Genomic DNA, 21,779 nt, shown 5'->3' on the forward strand with positions numbered 1-21,779 from the left:
TCCCATGCCGAACTCAGAAGTGAAACGCGGTAGCGCCGATGGTAGTGTGGCATTCGCCATGCGAGAGTAGGACACTGCCAGGCACCCAATTTGAAGAAGCCCGCTCATCCGAGCGGGCTTTTTTATTGGCTGACACTTGAGGTTTGGCAGATGTTTTGTCCAGTCAAGGCTCGTTTATCAGACAACTACATCGTAAAACCCTATCAACTTAGTCAAACAAACTGCCTTCTACACCTCCGATTACCTGTCTCCAATCTCTTTTAAGCGCCACACTACCGGACTACCGGACTACCGGACTACCGGACTACCGGACTACCGGACTACCGGACTACCGGACTACCGGACTACCGGACTACCGGACTGCCGCATCTGCTCGTATGCAGGATGATTATGCCCGTATTGCTCATCACGTCTGCTCGTATGCCGGACGGCCATACCTCTATTGATCATCACGATTGCTCGAAACGGGCGCTGCCAATCAGGTCAGTAACGCTTTCTGGTGAGGAAGGTCATCACCATGGCCTGATGCGGGTGCATGCAGATAGATACAAGCAAGTCCCTATGTATTGGTTCCCTCTCTTTACCGCAGCATCTCGCCGCTGGTCATCTCTTCGTTCCCCCTTGTTTTGCATATAAAAAGTACAGAATGTGATACCCCTACCTTTCTGGTCGAGCCAGCTCTGCTTTAATGCCTTTGCCCACATTCGATTGGGCCAAGGAATCACAATAATCTGAGGAATGGACACATGTTCAAGAGAACAGTAACGATGATGCTGGCGGCGGGAACCCTGGTATTAGGCGGTTGCGCATCCAACGGTGGCGCCGAGCAGGCTGGGGCGGACAACAGCGATTTCGGCGGCAAGTCCATCTACCTGCGTGGGGAGATGAACGACTGGATGGCCAACGATGAGACCAAGGCGGTCAAGGTGGCCGACAAGCTCTACATGGCCAAGGGGACCCTCAAGAAGGAGTGGGCACCCTATAAATTCAAGTTCGGTGACTCTGGCTGGAGCTGCGGCACCAACTTTGGCTACAAGAGCCCGAGCGACGGCGTCGCCGTGCTGGGCGGAGAGCCGGTGCCGGTCAACCCCTGCTCCAAGTATGAGGACATGAAGTTCTCCCCCGAGGTGGATGGGGTGTATGAGTTCTACCTGAACCTGGCCGGCGAGACTCCGACGGTTTACGTCAAGAAACCCTGATCCCGCCATGAGAGGTAAATCTCTCGGGAAATGAGACAGTTAAATGCCCTGGCCCGGAAACCCGCTGGCCGGGGCGTTTTTTTAGGATTAGAATCGCGTCCTCATGATGTGATGACTACTATATATAGTGTTTATGTTTGAGTGGTTATCTATTGGTTGTGTTTTTGGACATGCATCCTGACCTGAATGCATTCACATAAGGCGGCTTGAAAATGGCTAAATCCAACCCCGTGCTGGACAGTGAATCCGGCACCGGCCTCATTCCCCTGCAGGAAACCTCCCTCGAGATCTGGGACAGCAAGTATCGTCTCAAGCGCAAGGATGGGACCCCCATCGACGGCTCCATCGACGAGACCTACCAACGGGTGGCCCGCGCCCTGGCGGCACAGGAGCGTGAACCGGACACCTGGTATGCGCCCTTCCTGTGGGCGCTGCGCAACGGTGCCATCCCGGCGGGACGCATTACCTCCAACGCGGGGGCCTTCGAGCACAAGCCCGCGACCTCCACCATCAACTGCACCGTCTCCGGCACCATCGAAGACTCCATGGACGATATTCTCGGCAAGGTGCACGAGGCGGGGCTGACCCTGAAGGCGGGTTGCGGCATCGGCTACGACTTCTCGACCCTGCGCCCGCGCGGCGCCTTCGTCTCCGGCGCCGGGGCCTATACCTCCGGGCCCCTCTCCTTCATGGATATCTACGACAAGATGTGTTTCACCGTCTCGTCCGCCGGCGGTCGCCGAGGCGCCCAGATGGGCACCATGGATATCCGCCACCCGGACGTCGTCGAGTTCATCCAGGCCAAGCGCGAAGATGGTCGCCTGCGCCAGTTCAACCTCTCCCTGCTCATCACCGAGGAGTTCGTCGAGGCGGTGAAGCAGGATGCCCCCTGGCAGCTCATCTTCCCTTACACGGCGAAAGAGGTGGAGGAGGACGGCATCGCGCTGGACGATCCCGAGCAGGTGCGCTGGGCCGACTGGCCGAACAAGGAGGGGGTGGTCATCAACGAGCAGGGGCTGGTCGCCTGCAAGGTCTACAAGACCCTGCCTGCCCGGAAACTGTGGAACGTCATCATGAGCTCCACCTACGACTATGCGGAGCCCGGCTTCATCCTGATCGACAAGGTGAACCAGATGAACAACAACTGGTTCTGCGAGGAGATCCGCGCCACCAACCCTTGCGGTGAGCAGCCGCTGCCGCCCTACGGTGCCTGCCTGCTGGGCTCGGTCAACCTGACCAGCTTCGTGCACAACCCCTTTACCGAACAGGCGAGCTTCGACTGGTCCGCGTTTCGCAAGGTGGTGGCCATCTTCACCCGCATGCTGGACAACGTGGTGGAGATCAACCAGTTGCCGCTCGCCAAGCAGCGGGAAGAGATCATCAACAAGCGCCGCCACGGCATGGGCTTCCTCGGCCTCGGCTCGACCCTCACCATGCTGCGGATAAAATATGGCTCCGCCACCTCGGTCGCCTTCACCGAGCAGGTCTCCCAGGAGCTGGCCATGACCGGCTGGCGCGAATCCCTGGCCCTGGCGAAGGAGAAGGGCCCAGCCCCCATCATGGAGCAGGAGTTCGAGGTAACCGGCAAGATGCTGCGCCTGCGCCCGGAGATGGCCGCCGATGGCATCAAGATCGGTGACAAGGTGAAGGGTCGGGTGCTGCACGCCCGTTACAGCCGCTACATGCAGCAGGTGGCCGACGTGGATCCCGCCCTGGTGGCCGAGCTGGCGGAGGTGGGGGGGCGCTTCACTCACCACAGCAGCATAGCGCCGACCGGCACCATCTCGCTGTCGCTGGCCAACAACGCCAGCAACGGCATCGAGCCGAGCTTCGCCCATCACTACAGCCGCAACGTCATCAAGCCCGGCAAGAAGAGCAAGGAGAGCGTGGACGTCTACTCCTTCGAGCTGCTGGCCTACCGTGGGCTGGTCAACCCGGCCGCCATGCCTTACGGAGAGGATGAAGGCAGCCGGTTGCCGGACTACTTCATCACCGCTGACGATATCAGCCCGACCGAGCACGTGGACATCCAGGCTGCCGCCCAGCGCTGGATTGACTCCTCCATCTCCAAGACGGCCAACATCCCCACCGACTTCCCGTTCGAGCGGTTCAAGGATATCTACCTCTATGCCTCGGACTCCGGCCTCAAGGGGTGCACCACCTTCCGTTTCAACCCGGAGGCTTTCCAGGGGGTGCTGGTGAAGGAGAAGGATCTGGAAAATACCAGCTACGAGTTCACCCTGGAGGATGGCTCCGTCATCACGGCGAAGGGGAATGAAGAGATCGAATACGATGGGGAGCTGCACACCGCCGCCAACCTCTACGACGCCTTGAAAGAAGGCTATTACGGCAAATTCTGAGAACGACACATATGGTCAAGAAGATCGACAGGAAAATCGTCGCCTACAAGGTAAGCAACAAGGATGAGCCGCAGGACGTCGCGGTGCCCCAGGAGGACGTGGTGCACATGCACGAGACGGTGCTGCGACCGGAGCGGCTGATGGGCACCACCTACAAGCTGAAGACGCCGGAGCATGTCTCCGAGCACTCGCTGTTCATCACCATCAACGACATCATTCTCAACGAGGGCACGGTGCACGAGACCCGCCGCCCGTTCGAGATCTTCATCAACTCCAAGAGCCTGGAACACTACCAGTGGATAGTGGCGCTGACCCGCATCATCTCGGCGGTGTTTCGCAAGGGTGGGGATGTCACCTTCCTGGTGGAGGAACTGCGCTCCGTGTTCGATCCCAAGGGGGGCTACTGGAACAAGGGCAAGTATGTACCGTCCCTGATCGCCGAGATTGGCAACGTGATAGAGACCCATCTCACCGAGATCGGCATGCTCAAGGCCCCCGGGCTGGATGAGCACCAGCAGGCCTTCCTGGCCGAGAAGCAGGCCGAGCTGCAGGCTGAAAATGTGGCTGCAGAGCCATCCGCCGGCAGCGGCTTCCCCGCCAATGCGGCGCTCTGCTACAAGTGCCACACCAAGGCGCTGGTGCTGAAGGATGGCTGCATGACCTGTCTGAACTGCGGCGATTCCAAGTGCGGCTGACGTGGCCGAGCAGGGAATAACCCCGTGCAAAAGACCGGCCACTGGCCGGTCTTTTTTATTGATGGCTTTATATACAATCAGTTGCGGTGACCAAGGGAAATGTTGCGCGTCCGTAAAATCGGGCGTAGCGTTGGGAGGTAATAAAACTGTCACGGCCGTGTGGTTTCAATGACATCTGAGATTCACACACGTGGCACCCCCAGTGCCAAGGAGGATGCTTATGGACAATACGGACCGAAAGCTGTTTATCCTGGATACCAACGTTCTGCTTCACGAACCCCTCGCCATCTACTCCTTCAAAGAGCACGACGTGCTCATCCCCATGACGGTGCTGGAAGAGCTCGACAACATCAAGGATCGCCAGAAAGACGTCAGCCGGGATGCGCGCATCGCCATCCGGGCGCTGGAAGACGTGTTTCGTGACGCGACCCCCGAGCAGATCGTGCAGGGGGTGGCGCTGGCCGGCGAGGCGAGCGGTCATATCTCCATCTTCAGCGATCACCATCTGCCCCAGGATGCCGAGGTGTTCACCGACAAGGAGGCGGACAACCGCATCATCAACGCCGCCCTCTATCTGCAAAAGCACGAATTGAAACGCCAGGTGGTGCTGGTGACCAAGGACATCAACATGCGCCTCAAGGCCAAGGGGGCCGGCCTTGCGCACGTTGAGGACTATCGCAGCGACCAGCTGATCGACGACATCCGCCTCTTGGCCAAGGGCTTCCAGGTGGTGCCAGGCAGCTTCTGGGAGCGGGTCGGCGAGTGCGACAGCGAGACCCACGGCCGGGATACCGTCCATGTGATCGATGCCGAGCTGCTGGAGGGGGTCCACGTCAACCAGTACCTGCTGGACGAGGAGAACTTCTTCGCGGCCCGGGTGCTGAGCCACGATGGCCACAAGATCCGCCTCAAAGATCTGGGCCGCGAGCGGCTGATGTCCCGCAAGGCCTGGGGCGTACATCCCAAGAACGTCTATCAGGGCATGGCGTTGGATGCCCTGCTGGATCCGCACATCGATCTGGTGATCCTGACCGGCCCGGCGGGTTGCGGCAAGACCCTGCTCGCCATGGCGGCGGCGCTGGAGCTGGTGATCGAGAAGGGGATCTACGAGAAGGTGATCGTCACCCGCAACACCCCGGAGATTGCCGAGAGCATCGGCTTCCTGCCCGGCACCGAAGAAGAGAAGATGATGCCCTGGCTGGCGGCGGTCACCGACACCCTGGAGGTGCTGCACAAGCAGGACGAGAACATGAGCGGGTCCCTCAGCTACATCATGGAGAAGGCCAACATCCAGTTCAAATCGGTCAACTTCATGCGCGGACGCAGCATCCAGAACACCTTCGTGCTGCTGGACGAGTGCCAGAACCTGACCGCGTCCCAGATCAAGACCATCATCACCCGTTGCGGCGAGGGCACCAAGATCGTCTGCTCCGGCAACTTGGCCCAGATTGACTCCAACTACCTGAGCCCGGTCACCTCGGGCCTGACCTATATCGTCGAGCGCTTCAAGGATTTCGATGGCAGTGCCAACATCTTCCTGAACGGGGTGGTGCGCAGCAAGCTCGCCTCCTTCGCCGAGGAAAACCTCTGATTTCACTCAGTATCTTCATATGAAAGAGGGAGGCCATTGGCCTCCCTCTTTTGATCCCCGGATCCCGCTTCAGGAGGTGTGGGAGTGGCCCAGATAGCGCTGCAGGCCCGGGTGATCGCTGTTTTGCAAAATGTCCGGCGTGCCCTGCAGGGCGATGCGCCCCTCGTCCACGAACAGCACCCGATCGGCGATGAGCTGGGCGTCTTCCGGGTTGTGGGACACCATCAGCACCGTGATGCCCTGCTCGCAGGCGAGCCGAGCGACTTCCGCCAGCATCTCCCGGCGCAGGGCGGGGTCCAGCGCCGAGAAGGGCTCGTCCAGCAGCAGCAGCGGCTTGCCACGCACCAGCGCACGGGCCAGGCCGACCCGCTGCTGCTGACCGCCGGAGAGCTGCTCCGGCAGCCTGTCCTGCATGTTACCCAAGCCGACCCGGGTCGCCGCCTCCTTCACCTGGGCGCGCTGGGCCGGGGTCAAGCGCAGGCCCGGATGCAGGCCGATGGCGATGTTGTCGAACACCGAGAGGTGCAGGAACAGGTTGTGATCCTGGAACAGGGTGGTCACCGGGCGCTCGGCGGGGCCGAGCGGTAGCAGATCGATGCCATCGAAGCGCAAGGCGCCTGATTCCACCGGTACGAAGCCCGCGATCATGCCGAGCAGGGTGGATTTGCCGGCGCCGCTTGGACCGATCAGCGCCGTGATCTCCCCCTTGGGCAGGGAGGCGTTGAAGCTGACGCGCCAATCAGGGTAACTGGTTGCCAAATCATCAATTAACAGCATCTTTGACTCCTGTGATATGGCTGATAGCGCAGACTGTATGTGCGGCCGCAGCCAGGCAGCGAACTCGACTGTCACGCATCCAGGTTTTTCCCCCCCAGACCCCGCTCCACCAGCCAGAACAGAGAGAAGCAGAGGGTCAGCAGCAGCAGGGCGGTGGCCGCCGCCTCGGTCAGCCGGTAGCTGCCGAGCTGCTGATAGAGCAACCAGGGCAAGGTGGTGAGGGTCTGGCTGCCGAACATGGCGATGGCGCCGAGATCCCCCAAAGACAGGATCATGGAGAGCGCCATGGCCAGCGCCAGGGGGCGGCGTAGCAGGGGCCACTCTACCAGCCGCAGGCGTTGCAGGCCGCGCACCCCCAGGCTGTCCGCCAGCCGGTCGTACTGGCGCACCACCAGCTGCATGGGGGCGGAAAGGGTACGCAGCACATAGGGCAGCGCCATCAGGGCGTTGACCAGTACCACCAGCCAGGGGCCGAGGGCGAAGACGTCGGCGAAGGGCATGAACAGGATGAAGAGGCCGGTACTGAGCACCACCGCCGGGATCATCAAGATCATGGAGCCGCTGGCCTCCCACAGGGCGGCGGCTCGCCGCTTGCGATCCCGCACTCTCAGGTGGCGGCTGGTGAGCAGCAGACCGGTGCCGAGCAAGGTGGCCAGGCTCCCCGCCGCCAGCGCGATGCCGAGGGATTGCCCCCCCGCCTGCCACAGCTGGGGTGATCCCAATGCCGCCAGCAGGCCGGGGTTGAAACCGGCGATGACGATGGCCAGCAGGGGTGGCAGGAAGATGGCGAGACCGAGGCCGAGAGCGAGGCCGTCGACCAGCCGGGTGCCCGGCTGGTGCCTGTCTGGTCGCAGGCAGGGGCGGCGGCCGCTGATCCGGTTGGGGGTTGAGCCTTGCAGCTTGTGTTGCAGCAGCAGGAGGCCTGCGGTCAGCAGCAGTTGCACCAGGGCCAGGCCACCGGCGGTGGCGAGATCGAAGTCAAAGCGCAGGGCCTGGTAGACCGCCACCTCCAAGGTGGTGGACTTGGGGCCACCGCCCAGCGCCAGCACTGTGGTGAAACTGGTGAAGCAGAGCATGAAGATGAGGCTCGCCAATCCCGGCAGCAGGCCACGGATGATGGGCCACTCCAGCAGCCGGAAGATGTGGGAGGAGCGCATGCCGAGCTGGCTGGCGAGGCGCCAGGAGGATTCGGGGATGCTCTCTATGCCTTGCAGGATGAGGCGCGCCGCCAGCGGCATGTTGAAGAAGACGTGGGCCAGCAGGATGCCGAACAGGCCATAGAGGTAGTTGCCGGGATCCAGTCCGGCACTGCGCAATGCCTGGGGCAACCAGCCCTGGGTGCCGTGCACCGCGACGATGCCGAAGATGGCGATGATGACCGGCAGCACCAGGGAGAGGCCGAACAGCTTGAGCAGCCACTTCCGGCCACGAAAACGGCGCCGCGCCAGGGCTCTGGCCACCGGAATGGCCAGCCCCAGGCTCAGCAGGGTGGAGAGCAGCGCCTGCCAGAGGCTGAAGCCCAGCACGTGGCGCAGATAAGGATCCGTGAGCAGGCTGCCCGGGAGGGAGCCCGCCTGCCACAGCAGGGCCGCGAGGGGCCCAAGGGAGAGCAACAGGATGACGGCGGTGGCTGCACTGCCCGGCAGCCACCAGAGGGGACGAGACAGGGGTTTCACAAAGTGATGGCTCACTGGGTGACGGCTTGCAGCCATTCCCGGATCCAGCCCTTGCGGTTGGCGGCCACCTCGTCAGAGCTGAAGCTCAGCGGTTTGGCAACGGTGATCATCTGCTCGAAGCCCTTGGGCAGCGGGGTGTCGATCACCGGATACATCCAGTTGCCGCCCGGAATTTCTTGCTGGAAGGCGGGGCTCACCATGAACTGCAGGAACTGGTCGGCCAGCTTGTCTTGCTTGGCGCTCGCCAGCTTGGCGGCCACTTCCACCTGGCGATAGTGACCCTCTTCGAAGGCGGCGGCCTGGTACTGGGCCTTGTTCTCGGCGATCAGGTGATAGGCCGGGGAGGTGGTATAGGAGAGCACCATGTCCGCCTCGCCATCGAGGAACATGCCATAGGCCTCGGACCAGCCCTTGGTGACGGTGACCGTCTTCTTGGCAAGCTGGGCCCAGGCGGCGGGGGCCTGGTCGCCATAGACGGACTTCATCCACAGCATCAGCCCCTGACCCGGGGTGGAGGTGCGGGGATCCTGGTAGATCACCTTGAGATCCGGGCGCTCCACCAGCTCTTTCAGGCTCTTGGGCGGGGTCTTGAGCGTGTCCTTGTTGTAGACGAAGGCGAAGTAGCCGTAGTCATAGGGGACGAAGGTATCGTCCTGCCAGCCACCCGGCACCTTGAGGGCGGCCAGATCCGTGTGATGGGGGGCGAACAGACCGCTCTGCTTGGCTTCGCTCACCAGGGCGTCGTCCAGCCCCAGCACCATGTCGGCCTTGCTGTGTTTGCCTTCCAGTCGCAGCCGGTTGAGGATGGCGACCCCGTCTTCCAGCGCCACCAGATTGAGGGTGCAGTTGCACTCCTTCTCGAAGGCCTGCTTGATCTTGGGGCCCGGACCCCATTCGCTGGCGAAGGAGCCGTAGGTGTAGACGGTGAGGGTGTCGGCGGCGAAGGCCTGGGCACTGAGCAGGCTGGTGGCGACCAGCAGAAGGGTTTTCATCGATGGCACTCCCTGTGGGTTGCGAGCTGCCAGCGGATGAGGGCGCAAAAAACGAGCGCCATGCCTCAAATTCCTCCGCCAGCATTATCTGGATCAGGTTCACGGGTATAATCTCAGCGGTAAACCGCACCCCGTTTGAGAAACGAATCGCATTGTATTGACGTTCTGGAAGGGAGGCCAGCACTATGTGTCGCGCACCCCGTCCTGCCTATCCAATCCATGGAGGAAGCCTCGAGTGATCACCAGCACCAAGGAAAGACGCGCCTTTCAACGCATGGTCATCAATGCCCCCGTCACCCTCTATCAACAGCCCAGGGTGCTGGAAGGGGTCTGCCGGGATCTCAGCGCCAACGGCATGGGGGTGGAGATAAACCAGCATGACTTCGACGTCACCCAGCCCCTCAGGGTCAGCCTGGCCACCAGCAGCAACCTGCTGCCTCCCTTCGAGGCCCAGGCCCGCATCGTGCGGGTGCTGGAGGAGGACAAGGGGCTCTTGCTGGCGCTGGAGTTCCTGCCCCAGACCTGATTTATCGATATATTTCACTGCTTTTTCATCGGCCCGCACTCGCGGGTCGATGTTTTTATATTGCTGGCAGGATTAATCGCTGCCTTTTGTTCATCTGCACCCACGGCTCGCCCATGTCCGCATCGATTTACGGGCTGGCCCTGACCGCTTGCACACTGAGCTGCCTGCTGTCGACCAGGGTCTTGCTGGTGGGGGCCAGCTGGCCCATGGGGAGCTGGGCCGGGCCGGTCGGCTCCATCAGCAGATAGGTCTGCCCCTCCCAACTGAGCACGGCCTCACCGGCCTTGGCGGGCAGGGCGACCCCCAGCAGGGCGTGACCGGGGACGAACACCATGATTTGGGGGAGCTCGGGGAAGAGCTGGGCCAGCATGGCCGCCATCAGGGTCACCTTGCTGTCGCAATCCCCCGCATTCTGCTCCAGCACCTGGCGCGGGGTCAGAAACCCCTTGCCGGCACGGCCGGACTGGCTGTCCAGCAGGCGATAAGGGATGACCTGAATGAAGTCGAGCATGAAGGCCACCGTCTGCTGGCGGGCGGCCAGCTCGGTCTCGCCAGACTGGTTGAGTTGCTCGGCCAGCGGGGCCAGCTCGGCCCGGCTCTCCAGGGCGATGCGCACGTGATCCTGCTTGATGGCGGGGGCGCCATCGGGCGGCGTGAAAGGCTGGAAGTAGTGCTGCTTGAGCCACTCGGCCTCCAACTTGGCCTGCTGTGGCTTGACCCAGGCCTCGGCCTCCCTCGCCTGATCGGCGTTGCGGCTCCTGATGCTGAGGGCAAGGCTGGGGCGAGCCAGGGAGAACTGCACCTCGGGGAAGTCGATGACGGCCTGCTGCAACAGGCGCTGCAACACCTCCTCCTGCATGCGGGTGGGGCGATAGGCGATGAGGGGAGGCAAGCTTCCTGCCTCCAGCCGGTAGTCAAGCTGCTGCGCCTTGCCCTCCCTGTCCTGCCAGCCGACCTTGATCTGGCCGCCGCCGTTGCGAAAAGAGGTCTGCTCGGCCGCCACCGGCAGGGCAAGCAGCAGGGCGCAGAGCAGGGGCAGGGGGCAGGCTTTGGCCATCATCGTCTCCTCAAGGTGGCAGGGACCGGACAATAAAACGGGGAGCCCAGGCTCCCCATTGAGGTTACTCAGTTTATTGGCACCGGGCCGTTAGAGCCAGCTGGGCTGCTTCGCCTCGAAGGCATCGATGGCGGCCTCATGCTGCAGGGTCAGGCCGATGGCATCCAGCCCGTTGAGCAGGCAGTAACGGCGGAACTCGTCGATCTCGAAAGGGAAGGCGAGCTCACCGGCCCGTACCTGGTTGGCTTCCAGATCCACCTCGATCTCGATGCCCGGATTGGCGGCGACCAGCTGGAACAGGGCGTCCACCTCCTCTTCCTTCAGGCGGACCGGCACCAGACCGTTGTTGATGGCGTTGCCGTAGAAGATGTCGGCGAAGCTCGGGGCGATCAGGGTCTTGAAGCCGTAATCCGCCAGCGCCCAGGGGGCGTGCTCACGGCTGGAACCACAACCGAAGTTCTCCCGCGCCAACAGGATGCTGGCTCCCGCGTAACGGGGCTGGTTCAGTACGAACGCCGGGTTCGGCTGCTGGCCTGCATCGTCCAGGAAGCGCCAGTCGTGGAACAGGTGCTTGCCAAAGCCGATGCGGTTCACCTTCTGCAGAAACTGCTTGGGAATGATGGCGTCGGTGTCGACGTTGGCGCTGTCCAGCGGCACCACTATGCCTTTGTGTTGTTTGAATCCTGTCATGTTCATTCCCTCTTACAACCCACGAATGGAGATGATGCCGGTGGCGACAAAGGCTCGTCTGTGTTGTTTGAATGCTTTCATCCTAACCCCCTTTACAGCGCGCGAATGTCGGCGAAACGACCGGTGACGGCGGCGGCGGCAGCCATGGCCGGGCTCACCAGGTGGGTGCGGCCGGCACGGCCCTGACGACCCTCGAAGTTGCGGTTGCTGGTGGAGGCGCAGCGCTCCCCCGGTTGCAGCCGATCGTTGTTCATGGCCAGACACATGGAGCAGCCGGGCAGACGCCACTCGAAGCCCGCCTCGATGAAGATCTTGTCCAACCCCTCGGCCTCGGCCTGGGCCTTCACCTGTTCGGAGCCAGGAACCACCAGGGCCTGGACCCCGGCGGCCACCTTGCGGCCACGGGCGATGGCGGCGGCGGCGCGCAAGTCTTCGATGCGGCTGTTGGTGCAAGAGCCGATGAACACCTTGTCGATGGTGACGTCGGAGAGCTTCTGACCCGGTTGCAGGTCCATGTAGGCCAGGGCCTTGCGAGCGGATTGCTGCTCCATCAGATCGGCGAAGGAGTCCGGATCCGGGATGGGCTCGCCCACGGCGATCACCTGGCCCGGGTTGGTGCCCCAGGTCACCTGAGGGGCGATGTCGGCGGCATCGAGCACCACCTCGGCGTCGAAGATGGCGCCTTCGTCACTCTTGAGCGTTCGCCAGTAGGCGATGGCTTGCTTGAGTGCCTCACCCTCGGGGGCGAAGACCTTGCCGCGGATGTAGTCGATGGTGGTCTGATCCGGTGCGACCATGCCCGCCTTGGCGCCGAGTTCGATGGCCATGTTGCACACCGTCATGCGCCCTTCCATGGAGAGGCTCTCGATGGCATCCCCCGCGAACTCCACCACGTAACCGGTGCCGCCGGCATGGCCGACCTTGCCGATGATGGCGAGCACCACGTCTTTGGCGCTGATGCCCTCGGCCAGCTTGCCGTTGACGCTGATGCGCATGGTCTTGGCCCGGCCCTGCTTCAGGGTCTGGGTGGCCATCACGTGTTCCACTTCGGAGGTGCCGATGCCAAACGCCAGGGAGCCGAAGGCGCCGTGGGTGGCGGTGTGGGAGTCGCCGCAGACGATGGTGGTGCCGGGCAAGGTGATGCCAAGCTCGGGGCCCATCACGTGAACTATGCCCTGATACTGGTGGTTCAGGTCGTAGAGACGAACCCCGAACTCCTTGCAGTTGGCGGCGAGCGTCTCCATCTGGATGCGGGCCATCTCGCCGGAGGCGGCGATGTCCTTGGTGGTGGTGGAGACGTTGTGATCCATGGTGGCCCAGGTGAGATCCGGGCGGCGCAGCTGGCGGTTCATGGCGCGCAGGCCGTCGAATGCCTGCGGGCTGGTCACTTCGTGCACCAGGTGGCGGTCGATGTAAATGAGGGGGGTCTCCCCTTCCACTTCCCGCACCACGTGGGCGTCGAACACTTTCTGATAGAGGGTTTTTGACATTGCTTTCTTCCTTGTTATCCGCGGCGGGATCAGATGCGCGCGGCTATCTGATCGCCCATGGCGGCGGTGCTCTGTACCGGGTGCTGGGCACTCGACTGATGCAGATCGGCGGTGAAGTAACCCTCGGCCAGGGCCTGGGCCACGGCCTGCTCGATGGCCTTGGCGGCCTCCTCCTGCCCCAGGCTGTAGCGCAGCATCAGGGCGGCGGAGAGGATCTGGGCGATGGGGTTGGCGATGCCCTTGCCGGCGATGTCCGGCGCAGAGCCACCGGCCGGCTCGAACAGGCCGAAACCGGATTCGTTCAGGCTGGCAGAAGGCAGCAGCCCCATGGAGCCGGTGATCATGGCGCATTCGTCGGAGAGGATGTCGCCGAACAGGTTGGAGCAGAGCAGCACGTCGAACTGGGACGGATCCTTGATGAGCTGCATGGTGGCGTTGTCGATGTACATATGGTTCAGTGCGACGTCGGGATAAGACTTGGCGACTTCAGCCACCACCTCGCGCCACAGGATGGAGGAGGCGAGCACGTTGGCCTTGTCGATGGAGGTGACCTTGGACTTGCGCACCCGGGCCGATTCGAACGCTATCTTGGCGATGCGCTCGATCTCATAGCGGTGATAGACCTCGGTGTCGAACGCCTTCTCGGTGGCGCCGCTGCCTTCGCGCCCCTTGGGCTGGCCGAAGTAGATGCCGCCGGTCAGCTCGCGCACGCAGGCGATGTCAAAGCCCCGATCCGAGATGTCGGCACGCAGGGGGGAGAACTGCTCCAGGCCGGTGTAGATACGGGCCGGGCGCAGGTTGCAGAACAGTTTGAAGTGGGCGCGAAGGGGCAAGAGGGCTCCGCGTTCCGGCTGATCGTTCGGGGGCAGGTGCTCCCACTTGGGGCCGCCGACCGAACCGAACAGCACGGCGTCTGCGGCTTCGCAGCCTGCGATGGTGCTCTGGGGCAGGGGGGTGCCGTGGTTGTCGATGGCTATGCCGCCCACGTCGTGGCGGTCATAGTCGAGGGAGAAACCAAACTTGGCCTGCACCTTTTCCAGCACCTTGACGGCCTCGGCCATCACTTCCGGGCCAATGCCGTCACCCGGCAATACTGCGATCCGATAACTGCTCATACTGTCTCCGTCCTGATGTTGTTCTTGGGATCCATCTGCTCAGCGGCACGATACGATGGGCCGATTGCTGTTCAGACTGTTTCTGTCTTGGTGTTGTCGTTGTTTCTCATCTGCTCAGTGGCCCTGCCACCGCTCAGACGGTTTCCGTCTTGATACTGTTCTTCTGGCCCATCTGCTCGGCGACCATGTCGGCGCGCCAGATGCTGTTGATCACGTGGACCAGGGCCTGGGCCGAGGATTCGATGATGTCGGTGGCCAGCCCCATGCCGTGGAACTTGCGCCCCTTGTATTCGGCGACGATGTCCACCTGGCCGAGGGCGTTCTTGCCTTCCCCCTTGCCCTTGAGTTCGTATTTGTCGATGCGGATCTCGTAGCCGGTGATGCGGTTGATGCACTGGTAGACCGCATCGACAGGCCCGTTGCCGGTGGCGGCTTCGCTGATGGTTTCCTGGCCGACGTTCAGCTTCACCGAGGCGGTGGCGAGCACGGAGCTGCCGCTCTGCACCCCGAGGTACTCCAGCTTGAAGTGTTCGGGCTCTTCGTGGATCTGGCTGAAGAAGGCCAGCGCCTCGAGGTCGTAGTCGAACACCTGCCCCTTCTTGTCCGCCAGGGTCAGGAATTTCTCGTAGAGGCTGTTCAGGTCATAGCTGCTCTCGGCATAGCCCATGGATTCCATGCGGTGCTTGATGACGTGGCGGCCGGAGCGGGAGGTCATGTTCAGGTTGTTCTGGGGCAGACCTATGCTCTCGGGGGTGATGATCTCGTAGGTATTCTTGGCCTTGAGCACGCCATCCTGATGGATGCCGGAGCTGTGGGAGAAGGCGTTGGCGCCGACGATGGCCTTGTTGGGCTGTACCGGCATGTTGCAGATCTGGCTGACCAGCGTGCTGGTACGGTGGATCTCGTTGTGGCGAATGTTGGTGTGGACCCCGAGTAGATCGGCGCGGGTTTTGAGGATCATCGCCACCTCTTCCAGGGAGCAGTTGCCCGCCCGCTCGCCGATGCCGTTGATGGTGCACTCGATCTGGCGGGCGCCCATCTGCACGGCGCCGATGGAGTTCGCCACCGAGAGGCCGAGATCGTCGTGGCAGTGTACCGAGATGATGGCCTGGTCGATGTTCGGCACCCGGTTGAACAGGGTCTGGATGATGCCGGAGAACTCGGTCGGTACCGTGTAACCCACGGTGTCGGGGATGTTGATGGTGCGGGCGCCTGCCTTGATGGCGGCTTCTACCATGCGGCAGAGGTTGTCGATGGGGGTGCGACCCGCATCCTCGCAGGAGAACTCCACGTCGTCGGTATAGCGGCGGGCATGTTTGACCGCGCTGACGCCCATCTCCAGCACGTCCTCGAAGCGCTTCTTGAGCTTGCTCTCGACGTGGATGGAGGAGGTGGAGATAAAGGTGTGGATGCGAAATGCCTCGGCCACTCTCAGTGCCTCGCCGGCGGCGTCGATGTCCTTGGGCAGGGCGCGAGCCAGGGCGCAGACCCGGCTGTTCTTGATGTGGCGGGCGATGGTCTGCACCGAGAGGAAGTCACCGGGGGAGGAGACGGGAAAGCCCACTTCCATGACGTCGACGCCGAGTCGCTCCAGCGCCTGGGCGATCTGCAGCTTCTCCTTGACCGTCAAACTGGCCGACAGTGCCTGCTCACCATCACGCAAGGTGGTATCGAATATGATGACGCGATCTGACATGTGACTTCCCTCTTCCTAAGTTCGCAACGTGCATCCCGCGTGGCATAAAAAAACCCGTGCGGGGTGCACGGGTTTTTGTAAATTCCGGCTATGCCTGAGCCCGGCTACAAGGATCCCGCGCGACGAGTCGCGATTAGGGAAAGCAGTAGTAGCGGAGCGGCAAAATGCATGATGACTCAATCCATCCAGTCGATAACGCTTCTACCAATATCGAGATTTTTATGCTGTGTCAACTCGAACTCACAGGTTCAATTCACTGGATTATTTAATCGGATTGTAAAGGAGTGCAAATTTCCTTGTCCCATATTCGGTCCATGCCTGATTATCTGGTCATTCCTGCTGTACTCGATCATCCACACGATTCAGATCGACTTATCAGCTCTTGCTGAATTATCTGAGGTATCCCATGGAAAAACGCAGACCTGGCCGTCCGGTTGGACGCTCCGACATTCGTGACAAGCTGCTTGCCGCTGCCCGTGAACGTTTTCTCAACACGCCCTACAGCAAGGTGACGACCCGCGAGATCGCCGAACTGGCCGGCTCCAATCTGGCGATGATCCACTACTACTTCGGCAGCAAGGAAGGTCTCTACAAGGCCGTGCTGGGGGATGTGGCGGAGCCGCTGGATCAGGCCTGGCACGACGAGACCAGCAGCCGCAGCCTCAACGATCTGCTCAATACCTACTATCAGGTGATGGCGCCGAACAGCGAGCTGACCTCTGCCATCTCCAGTGCGTTGTCCACCGAAAAGAGCCCGGGGCGGGATTTTGTGCTGAGCCGCCTGCTGGAGCGTCAATTGCCCCAATTCGATGCCCTGCTGGAATCCATGAAGTCCAATGGTCAGCTCGGTGACAATCTGGATCCCGAGATGCTGAAGATCTCCTTCCTCAGCATGATGTGGCAGCCGTTCGTGATGAAGGATCTCTACGAGCAGGTGTTCGGCCTGACCGTGGACGAGCGCTTCATGAGCCGCCTGGCCGCCCACAACTGCCAGCTGATGGAAAACGGGCTGCGCGGCGCCCTGAACTGATCGCATTGCATCTCACATGAATGACTAAAAAAGGGCCGCTCGGCCCTTTTTTGTTGTCTTGTTCACCAATCTGTTATCTGTCCTTCAACGAACTGTCATTGCGCCGTCCTAGTCTGTCTTGAAGATTCAAGGGAAAGGGGGGCGTGATGAACAAGATCCAGCAATGGGACCTGCAGGTGTGCCGTGTCTGCCTGCTCCATCCCTACAACCACTCGCAAGCCCGGGTCAGCCGGTTCATTTCCCGTACCGGTGACGGCCCGCTCTACGCCGTGCTGGCGACCCTGCTCTGGTGGCAAGGGGGGGCACAACGAGAGACGGTGCTCATCGCCCTGCTGGCGTTTTCCCTCGAACTGCCGCTCTATCTGTTGCTCAAGAATGCCCTGAAGCGCCAGCGCCCGGCAGGGCTGCCGGTCTTCATCACGCCCTCCGACCGCTACAGTCTGCCTTCCGGCCATACCGCGGCCGCTTTCCTGATGGCGACCGTGCTGGCCGCGAGTTTCCCGCTCTGGGCCCCCTTGTTGTTTACCTGGGCCATTCTGGTGGGGGCCTCCCGCCTGCTGCTCGGGGTGCACTATCTCAGCGATCTGGTGGCCGGCGCCCTGCTCGGCAGTGGTTGCGCCCTCTGGGCCTTGGGCTGGAGTCAGGGATGAAAATACTGTTTGGCGTACAGGGGACCGGCAACGGTCACATCAGTCGCAGCCGCACTCTGGCCCGCGCCTTGAAAGCTCGCGGCATTGAGGTCGATTATCTGTTCAGCGGCCGGCCCGCCGATGGCTACTTCGAGATGGCCGAGTTCGGGGACTATCGCACCTTCCCCGGCATCACCTTCATCAGCCATGGGGGACGAGTCTCGGGCTGGCGTACCCTCAAGGGGCTCTCGCCACTGCGCTTCTGGCAGGACATGCGGGCCCTCGACTGCCGGGATTACGATCTGGTGATCAGCGATTTCGAGCCCATCAGCGCCCATGCTGCTCGCCGCTGGGGTAAACCCAGCCTCACCATCAGCCATCAGGCCAGCTTTGACTGGGACATCCCGCGCTGGGGGGAGAGCGGCTTCAACCGCCAGCTGATGCACCACTTCGCCCCCGTCCGCCAGTCAGTGGGGCTGCACTGGTTTCACTTCGGCCAACCCTTGCTGCCCCCCATCATCGATCCCATTCCGCTGGCCCAAGACAATCAGCAGATACTGGTCTACCTCCCCTTCGAGCTGACGGAGCAGATAGCCGCCTTGCTGTCGCGCTTCAACCAGCAGCGCTTCATCTGCTTCCACCCGTCCATTCGCTCCCCCAGCCAGTGGCGCAACATCCACTTCGAGCCCCAGGCGCGGGAGGGCTTCAAGCAGGCGCTGGCGGGTTGTCGCGGTGTCATCACCAACGCGGGCTTCGAGCTGGCGTCCGAGGCGCTCTCCCTTGGCAAGAAGCTCTTGGTCAAGCCGCTGGTGGGCCAGTTCGAGCAACTGACCAATGGCAAGACCCTGGAACTGATGGGGCTGGCCCAGTTGATGGAGGCGCTCGATGCCAATGAAGTGCGCAACTGGCTCGATAGTGCGGCTTGCGGGGCCATTCGCTATCCGGACGTGGCGGGGGAGCTGGCAGACTGGCTGGCGGCGGGGGCCGGGGAGGGGATAGAGTCGCTCTCTCGCAGGCTCTGGGCTCGTACCCTCTTCCCGGAGGAGGTGTGCGATCGGCTGAGCGAGTTGACCCTGAGCCCGGCATTGCCCCGCCCCTGGTTATCGCAACTCAGTGCCTTTGACTAGACTGAGACGATCCCAATAAGGAGAGGGTGGACAACATGCGTTTTACCAATGAGAACGGCGATACCATGAATCTGGCGGACAATCTCACACTGCACGAACTGCTCGACATGGGGGTCAGTATCTCGGTGTGCGAGGAGACGGATCCGGATCAGCAGATCTGGCTGGTGGAGCCCGAGCAAGACCAGTGAATCCCCGCCCGGTTGACAGGCCCACCCCCTGCGGTGGGCCATTTATTTCTGCATACCGCCTTGTTTTCAGCATGATCCACTGCCTATTCCCCTGTCATCCCCCCTTTCTTTCCGTCGCCATGGGCAAGTAACTGAATGTTAATAGCTGTTTGAAATTTATGACTGTTATGGCCAGACAAAGCCGTGGACAAGCGTTCACGGGCGGGTTAAGTTGTTTTTTCACCCTATTTTCGGGTGGATGATGGAAAAAACCGATTTTTCTACTATCGACGACTCCGTACTCGCCTGATCCGTACTCAGACAACCATAAACACACGGGTAGGCGTTGCCGGGAAGCAGCGGACTGTCGATAGCTTTCGCTTAACGGAGCAAAGCCTGGAGGGCTTTATCATGGAGATGTTATCAGGCGCCCAGATGGTGGTTAGAGCGCTGGAGGATCAGGGGGTTGAGCACGTATTCGGCTACCCTGGCGGCTCAGTGCTCGACATCTACGACGCTCTCTTTGAAAACGGCAAGATGGAGCATGTCCTGGTGCGGCACGAGCAAGCCGCCGTGCACATGGCTGACGGTTACGCCCGTTCCACCGGCAAGGTGGGGACTGTGCTGGTGACCTCGGGGCCCGGTGCCACCAACTGCATCACCGGTATCGCGACCGCCTACATGGACTCGATCCCCCTGGTGATCCTGTCCGGTCAGGTGCCGACCAGCATGATCGGGGAAGATGCCTTCCAGGAGACCGACATGATCGGTATCTCCCGCCCGGTGGTGAAGCACAGCTTCCTGTGCAAGAAGGCCAGCGAGATCCCGGAGGCCATCAAGAAGGCCTATTACATTGCCGCCAGTGGCCGCCCGGGGCCCGTGGTGGTGGACTTGCCCAAAGACGTGCAGAACCCGAAAGAGAAGTTCCCCTACCAGTATCCGGAGTCCGTCTCTCTGCGTTCCTACAATCCGACCAAGGCCGGACATAAGGGTCAGATCAAGCGGGCTGCCAAGCTGCTGGTGGAAGCCAAGCGTCCCGTCATGTACGTGGGGGGCGGCGCCATCAATGCCAACGCGGATCACCTGGTGACCAAGCTGGCGGAGCTGTTGAACCTGCCGGTAACCACCACGCTCATGGGACTGGGGGCCTTCTCCGGCATCCATCCGCAGTTCATCGGTATGCTCGGCATGCACGGCACCTTCGAAGCGAACAAGACCATGCACAACGCGGATCTCATCTTCGCCGTAGGTGCCCGCTTCGATGATCGCGTCACCAACAATGTGGCCAAGTTCTGCCCCAACGCGACCGTGGTCCATATCGACATCGATCCCACCTCCATCTCCAAGACGGTCCAGGCCCATGTGCCCATCGTCGGTTCGGTGGAAACCGTGCTGGAGCAGATGCTGGAGGTGATCCGCGAGTGTGGTTTTGACAACGACAAGCAGGAGCTGGCCGAGTGGTGGGAGCAGATCGGTCAGTGGCGCTCGCGCAACTGCCTGGCCTACGAGACCTCTCCCAACCTGATCAAGCCCCAGCAGGTCATCGAGGCACTCTACAAGGTGACCAAGGGGGAGGCCTTCGTTGCCTCGGATGTGGGCCAGCACCAGATGTTTGCCGCCCTCTACTACCCCTTTGCCAAGCCGCGCCAGTGGATCAACTCGGGGGGCCTTGGCACCATGGGCTTCGGCATTCCGGCTGCCATGGGCGCCCAGTTTGCGAACCCGGAGGCGGTGGTCTGCTGCGTGACTGGTGACGGTTCGGTGCAGATGAACATCCAGGAGCTCTCCACCTGCATGCAGTACGGCGTGCCCATCAAGATCATCTCCATCAACAACCGTGCCCTCGGCATGGTCAAGCAGTGGCAGAAGATGTTCTACGGCGGCCGTCACAGCCACTCCTACATGGAATCCTTGCCGGACTTCGTCAAACTGGCGGAAGCCTATGGCCACGTCGGCATCGCGGTGAGTGATCCCGCCGAGCTGGAGAGCGCCATGGAGAAGGCCTTCGCCATGAAGGACAGGCTGGTGTTCATGGATATCTCGGTCGACCCGGATGAGCACGTCTATCCCATGCAGATAAAGTTCGGTGCCATGGACGAGATGTGGCTGAGCAAGACGGAGAGGACCTGACGATGAGACACATCATTTCAGTACTGCTGGAGAACGAATCCGGCGCCCTGAGCCGTGTGGTGGGTCTCTTCTCCCAGCGCGGCTACAACATCGAGACCCTGACGGTGGCCCCCACCGAGGATCCCACCCTGTCCCGCATGACAATTGTCACCATGGGGGACGAGCGGGTGCTTGAGCAGATCCAGAAGCAGTTGCACAAGCTGGTGGACGTGCTCAAGGTGTGCGATCTCAGCGAAGGGGAGCACATCGAGCGGGAGATCGCCCTGGTCAAGGCCCGCGCCGCCGGTGGTGGTCGTGACGAGCTGAAGCGGCTGGCGGACATCTTCCGTGGCCAGATCGTCGACGTCACCCCCGAGCTCTACACGGTGCAGCTCGTCGGCACCAGCGAGAAGCTGGACGCCTTCATCAAGACGGCGGCCCAGACCAACGAGATCGTCGAAGTGGTGCGCTCCGGCGTCTGCGGCATCTCCCGGGCAGACAAGTCCCTGCGTCCCTGATGATGCTGTGATGTCGATATCGAACCAAAAGGGCTCTTCGGAGCCCTTTTTTCATGGTTGGCTGGCAAGGGTGGGGTTTGGTCGGAACTGTCATTTTCTTTCAAATGATCGGTAAACTATCCACAAAAGCTGTGGAAAACTCTGTAGATTAGCGGTGTGTCTGGCGTTAGTTCACTGATCTTAAAGAGATATTTCAATCTGATCCCGGCTGGATCGCATTTGCACAATCCCCCAGGGAGAGTGTGAGCGTTTGCTTATCGCCAGCCCCTTGTCCGCTGAGCCCTGCGGGGAAATGGCAGGATCCCGGCGGGATCCTGATTTGATCTTGCGGATCA

At 61.6% G+C, this 21,779-nt stretch carries 19 protein-coding genes, 1 rRNA gene and 1 riboswitch; of the genes, 12 read left to right on the forward strand and 8 right to left on the reverse strand.

The features are described 5' to 3' along the window. The 5 genes from rrf to ACW5W7_RS15370 all read left to right on the forward strand — a co-directional run. Positions 1 to 83 (forward strand): 5S ribosomal RNA (gene rrf / locus ACW5W7_RS15350); the annotation flags it as partial. 663 nt (positions 84 to 746) lie between these two features. Next, positions 747 to 1,199: a pullulanase gene (locus tag ACW5W7_RS15355; protein WP_456502267.1), complete on the forward strand. Its 453-nt coding sequence runs from the start codon at positions 747 to 749 to the stop codon at positions 1,197 to 1,199. Positions 1,200 to 1,411: 212 nt separating this feature from the next. Next, positions 1,412 to 3,559 (forward strand): adenosylcobalamin-dependent ribonucleoside-diphosphate reductase, encoded by a 2,148-nt coding sequence (locus ACW5W7_RS15360; RefSeq protein ID WP_456502268.1) that lies wholly within the window; start codon positions 1,412 to 1,414, stop codon positions 3,557 to 3,559. 11 nt (positions 3,560 to 3,570) lie between these two features. Next, positions 3,571 to 4,254 carry a TSCPD domain-containing protein gene (locus ACW5W7_RS15365; protein WP_456502269.1) on the forward strand — a complete coding sequence of 228 codons (684 nt, stop codon included), beginning with the start codon at positions 3,571 to 3,573 and terminating at the stop codon, positions 4,252 to 4,254. Between the two features lie 220 nt (positions 4,255 to 4,474). Continuing rightward, a complete protein-coding gene (locus tag ACW5W7_RS15370; protein ID WP_434665825.1) occupies positions 4,475 to 5,845 on the forward strand; it encodes a PhoH family protein in 1,371 nt (456 codons plus the stop codon). A gap of 69 nt (positions 5,846 to 5,914) precedes the next feature. Here the strand turns inward: ACW5W7_RS15370 and thiQ are convergent, their stop codons facing one another. The 3 genes from thiQ to thiB form a co-directional block, all read right to left on the reverse strand. Next, the gene (thiQ, locus tag ACW5W7_RS15375; RefSeq protein ID WP_456502270.1) at positions 5,915 to 6,622 is read right to left on the reverse strand and encodes a thiamine ABC transporter ATP-binding protein; all 708 of its coding nucleotides are present in this window, start codon (positions 6,620 to 6,622) and stop codon (positions 5,915 to 5,917) included. A gap of 71 nt (positions 6,623 to 6,693) precedes the next feature. Beyond that, the gene (thiP, locus tag ACW5W7_RS15380) at positions 6,694 to 8,334 is read right to left on the reverse strand and encodes a thiamine/thiamine pyrophosphate ABC transporter permease (protein ID WP_456502271.1); all 1,641 of its coding nucleotides are present in this window, start codon (positions 8,332 to 8,334) and stop codon (positions 6,694 to 6,696) included. After that, on the reverse strand, positions 8,310 to 9,290 hold the full coding sequence (gene thiB / locus ACW5W7_RS15385) for a thiamine ABC transporter substrate binding subunit (RefSeq protein ID WP_349921126.1): 981 nt from the start codon (positions 9,288 to 9,290) through the stop codon (positions 8,310 to 8,312). Before thiB ends, thiP begins: the two co-directional genes overlap by 25 nt. Positions 9,291 to 9,343: 53 nt before the next feature. Continuing rightward, positions 9,344 to 9,434, reverse strand: a riboswitch (TPP riboswitch). Between the two features lie 91 nt (positions 9,435 to 9,525). On the opposite strand from thiB, the gene ACW5W7_RS15390 reads away from it, so the two are divergent. Next, a complete protein-coding gene (locus tag ACW5W7_RS15390; protein WP_349921127.1) occupies positions 9,526 to 9,816 on the forward strand; it encodes a PilZ domain-containing protein in 291 nt (96 codons plus the stop codon). Positions 9,817 to 9,943: 127 nt separating this feature from the next. Here ACW5W7_RS15390 and ACW5W7_RS15395 read toward each other — a convergent pair whose 3' ends face one another. From ACW5W7_RS15395 to leuA, 5 genes are all read right to left on the reverse strand, one after another. Then, complete coding sequence (locus ACW5W7_RS15395) at positions 9,944 to 10,873, reverse strand: transglutaminase domain-containing protein (protein WP_456502272.1); 930 nt, start codon at positions 10,871 to 10,873, stop codon at positions 9,944 to 9,946. A 90-nt stretch (positions 10,874 to 10,963) separates the two neighbouring features. After that, complete coding sequence (gene leuD / locus ACW5W7_RS15400) at positions 10,964 to 11,563, reverse strand: 3-isopropylmalate dehydratase small subunit (RefSeq protein WP_434665835.1); 600 nt, start codon at positions 11,561 to 11,563, stop codon at positions 10,964 to 10,966. A 92-nt stretch (positions 11,564 to 11,655) separates the two neighbouring features. After that, positions 11,656 to 13,053, reverse strand: a complete 1,398-nt coding sequence (gene leuC, locus ACW5W7_RS15405; protein WP_456502273.1) for a 3-isopropylmalate dehydratase large subunit — start codon at positions 13,051 to 13,053, stop codon at positions 11,656 to 11,658. A 29-nt stretch (positions 13,054 to 13,082) separates the two neighbouring features. Next, on the reverse strand, positions 13,083 to 14,168 hold the full coding sequence (leuB, locus tag ACW5W7_RS15410) for a 3-isopropylmalate dehydrogenase (RefSeq protein ID WP_456502274.1): 1,086 nt from the start codon (positions 14,166 to 14,168) through the stop codon (positions 13,083 to 13,085). Positions 14,169 to 14,301: 133 nt separating this feature from the next. Next, positions 14,302 to 15,864, reverse strand: a complete 1,563-nt coding sequence (gene leuA / locus ACW5W7_RS15415) for a 2-isopropylmalate synthase (RefSeq protein WP_456502275.1) — start codon at positions 15,862 to 15,864, stop codon at positions 14,302 to 14,304. A gap of 406 nt (positions 15,865 to 16,270) precedes the next feature. Between leuA and ACW5W7_RS15420 the strand changes: the two genes are divergently transcribed. The 6 genes from ACW5W7_RS15420 (at position 16,271) to ilvN (ending at position 21,444) form a co-directional block, all read left to right on the forward strand. Then, a complete protein-coding gene (locus ACW5W7_RS15420; protein ID WP_434665844.1) occupies positions 16,271 to 16,894 on the forward strand; it encodes a TetR family transcriptional regulator in 624 nt (207 codons plus the stop codon). A gap of 146 nt (positions 16,895 to 17,040) precedes the next feature. Next, entirely contained in the window at positions 17,041 to 17,544 is a 504-nt protein-coding gene (locus tag ACW5W7_RS15425) for a phosphatase PAP2 family protein (RefSeq protein ID WP_434668337.1), read from the forward strand. Further along, complete coding sequence (locus tag ACW5W7_RS15430) at positions 17,541 to 18,650, forward strand: MJ1255/VC2487 family glycosyltransferase (protein ID WP_456502276.1); 1,110 nt, start codon at positions 17,541 to 17,543, stop codon at positions 18,648 to 18,650. Before ACW5W7_RS15425 ends, ACW5W7_RS15430 begins: the two co-directional genes overlap by 4 nt. A 35-nt stretch (positions 18,651 to 18,685) precedes the next feature. Beyond that, the gene (locus tag ACW5W7_RS15435; protein WP_100858117.1) at positions 18,686 to 18,838 is read left to right on the forward strand and encodes a hypothetical protein; all 153 of its coding nucleotides are present in this window, start codon (positions 18,686 to 18,688) and stop codon (positions 18,836 to 18,838) included. A 390-nt stretch (positions 18,839 to 19,228) separates the two neighbouring features. Continuing rightward, a complete protein-coding gene (locus tag ACW5W7_RS15440) occupies positions 19,229 to 20,947 on the forward strand; it encodes an acetolactate synthase 3 large subunit (protein ID WP_349921136.1) in 1,719 nt (572 codons plus the stop codon). Between the two features lie 2 nt (positions 20,948 to 20,949). Then, the gene (ilvN, locus tag ACW5W7_RS15445) at positions 20,950 to 21,444 is read left to right on the forward strand and encodes an acetolactate synthase small subunit (RefSeq protein WP_349921137.1); all 495 of its coding nucleotides are present in this window, start codon (positions 20,950 to 20,952) and stop codon (positions 21,442 to 21,444) included. Positions 21,445 to 21,779: the final 335 nt, after the last annotated feature.

The sequence above is a fragment of the Aeromonas intestinalis genome, assembly GCF_054052485.1.

Coding starts and splice junctions, on each gene's coding strand:
- ACW5W7_RS15355 (WP_456502267.1), top strand. CDS start 747: ATGTTCAAGAGAACAGTAACGATGATGCTGGCGGCGGGAACCCTGGTA.
- ACW5W7_RS15360 (WP_456502268.1), top strand. CDS start 1,412: ATGGCTAAATCCAACCCCGTGCTGGACAGTGAATCCGGCACCGGCCTC.
- ACW5W7_RS15365 (WP_456502269.1), top strand. CDS start 3,571: ATGGTCAAGAAGATCGACAGGAAAATCGTCGCCTACAAGGTAAGCAAC.
- ACW5W7_RS15370 (WP_434665825.1), top strand. CDS start 4,475: ATGGACAATACGGACCGAAAGCTGTTTATCCTGGATACCAACGTTCTG.
- thiQ (WP_456502270.1), bottom strand. CDS start 6,622: ATGCTGTTAATTGATGATTTGGCAACCAGTTACCCTGATTGGCGCGTC.
- thiP (WP_456502271.1), bottom strand. CDS start 8,334: ATGGCTGCAAGCCGTCACCCAGTGAGCCATCACTTTGTGAAACCCCTG.
- thiB (WP_349921126.1), bottom strand. CDS start 9,290: ATGAAAACCCTTCTGCTGGTCGCCACCAGCCTGCTCAGTGCCCAGGCC.
- ACW5W7_RS15395 (WP_456502272.1), bottom strand. CDS start 10,873: ATGGCCAAAGCCTGCCCCCTGCCCCTGCTCTGCGCCCTGCTGCTTGCC.
- leuD (WP_434665835.1), bottom strand. CDS start 11,563: ATGACAGGATTCAAACAACACAAAGGCATAGTGGTGCCGCTGGACAGC.
- leuC (WP_456502273.1), bottom strand. CDS start 13,053: ATGTCAAAAACCCTCTATCAGAAAGTGTTCGACGCCCACGTGGTGCGG.
- leuB (WP_456502274.1), bottom strand. CDS start 14,168: ATGAGCAGTTATCGGATCGCAGTATTGCCGGGTGACGGCATTGGCCCG.
- leuA (WP_456502275.1), bottom strand. CDS start 15,864: ATGTCAGATCGCGTCATCATATTCGATACCACCTTGCGTGATGGTGAG.
- ACW5W7_RS15420 (WP_434665844.1), top strand. CDS start 16,271: ATGGAAAAACGCAGACCTGGCCGTCCGGTTGGACGCTCCGACATTCGT.
- ACW5W7_RS15425 (WP_434668337.1), top strand. CDS start 17,041: ATGAACAAGATCCAGCAATGGGACCTGCAGGTGTGCCGTGTCTGCCTG.
- ACW5W7_RS15430 (WP_456502276.1), top strand. CDS start 17,541: ATGAAAATACTGTTTGGCGTACAGGGGACCGGCAACGGTCACATCAGT.
- ACW5W7_RS15435 (WP_100858117.1), top strand. CDS start 18,686: ATGCGTTTTACCAATGAGAACGGCGATACCATGAATCTGGCGGACAAT.
- ACW5W7_RS15440 (WP_349921136.1), top strand. CDS start 19,229: ATGGAGATGTTATCAGGCGCCCAGATGGTGGTTAGAGCGCTGGAGGAT.
- ilvN (WP_349921137.1), top strand. CDS start 20,950: ATGAGACACATCATTTCAGTACTGCTGGAGAACGAATCCGGCGCCCTG.